We start from the raw sequence: 1,517 nt of genomic DNA, 5'->3' as shown, positions 1-1,517 counted from the left end.
CGGAACTTACCCGACAAGGAATTTCGCTACCTTAGGACCGTTATAGTTACGGCCGCCGTTTACTGGGGCTTCAATTCGGAGCTCTCACTCCTCCTTTTAACCTTCCAGCACCGGGCAGGCGTCAGACCCTATACGTCGTCTTGCGACTTCGCAGAGCCCTGTGTTTTTAGTAAACAGTCGCCACCCCCTGGTTTGTGCCCCCGCCCAAAAGTTGCCTTCTGAACGGGCCTCCTTCTCGCGAACTTACGGAGGTATTTTGCCGAGTTCCTTAAATGTGGTTCTCTCAAGCGCCTTGGTATTCTCTACCAGTCCACCTGTGTCGGTTTAGGGTACGGTCTGATGGAGGGCTATTTCCAGGAACCGGTTAGCGGCCCGCCCAATCCGATAAGGGCGAACAACGTCTCCGATCCGTCACATCCTCCTGGCCTAGGAATATTAACCTAGTTCCCATCGTCTACGCATTTCTGCCTCGACTTAGGGGCCGGCTTACCCTGCTCAGATTAGCTTTAAGCAGGAACCCTTGGACTTTCGGCGACAGGGTCTCTCACCCTGTTTGTCGCTACTCATGTCATCATTCTCACTAGTGATCACTCCACCGGATGGCTCACGCCCCGGCTTCAACGTAAACACTGTTATCTGCGCTACCGCTTCGCTGCTTGAGCGCGGAGTTGCCTCCTTGCCTGCACAACGGGCGGTAAAACAGATAAAGTGTTATATCACACTACGCTCCGCTACCATGCCTTACGGCATCCTCAGCTTCGGCTCATGGCTTGAGCCCCGTTACATCTTCGCCGCAGGACAACTTATTTAGACCAGTGAGCTGTTACGCTATCTTTAAAGGATGGCTGCTTCTAAGCCAACCTCCTGGTTGTTTTGGTCGTCCCACCTGCTTTCCCACTTAGCCATGAATTAGGGGCCTTAGCTGGAGGTCAGGGTTGTTTCCCTCTCCACTACGGGCGTTAGCACCCGCAGTGTGTCTGCCATCTAGTACTCCCGGGTATTCGGAGTTTGGTTAGGATCAGTAAGCCTGTGGGGCCCCATTACCCATCCAGTGCTCTACCCCCCGGGGTATTCGGATGACGCTCTACCTAAATAGATTTCGCGGAGAACCAGCTATCTCCGAGTTTGATTGGCCTTTCACCCCTAGGCACAACTCATCCCGACCTTTTTCAACAGGTGTGGGTTCGGACCTCCAGTACGTGTTACCGTACCTTCATCCTGGTCATGCCTAGATCACTCGGTTTCGGGTCTGATCCACCTAACTCATGCGCCCTATTAAGACTCGCTTTCGCTGCGCCTACACCTAACGGCTTAAGCTTGCTAGATAGACCAAGTCGATGACCCATTATACAAAAGGTACGCCGTCAGCTCGCAAGGAGCCTCCGACTGATTGTAGGCGTTCGGTTTCAGGTACTGTTTCACTCCCCTCGTCGGGGTGCTTTTCACCTTTCCCTCACGGTACTGGTTCGCTATCGGTCAGTAAGGAGTACTTAGCCTTCGAGGGTGGTCCCCCGATC

1 rRNA gene (cut by a window edge) is annotated in these 1,517 nt (G+C 53.6%); it reads right to left on the bottom strand.

The window, feature by feature from the left end:
- Positions 1 to 1,517: ribosomal RNA gene (locus tag E2L05_RS19180) — 23S ribosomal RNA — on the bottom strand; its annotated part runs 469 nt beyond the window's last position; the annotation flags it as partial.

It is taken from the genome of Meridianimarinicoccus aquatilis, from assembly GCF_004358675.1.
Taxonomy (GTDB): Bacteria; Pseudomonadota; Alphaproteobacteria; order Rhodobacterales; family Rhodobacteraceae; genus Meridianimarinicoccus; species Meridianimarinicoccus aquatilis.
Note: the sequence above shows the minus strand (reverse complement) of the source record. Positions and strands in the feature narration are given on the sequence as shown.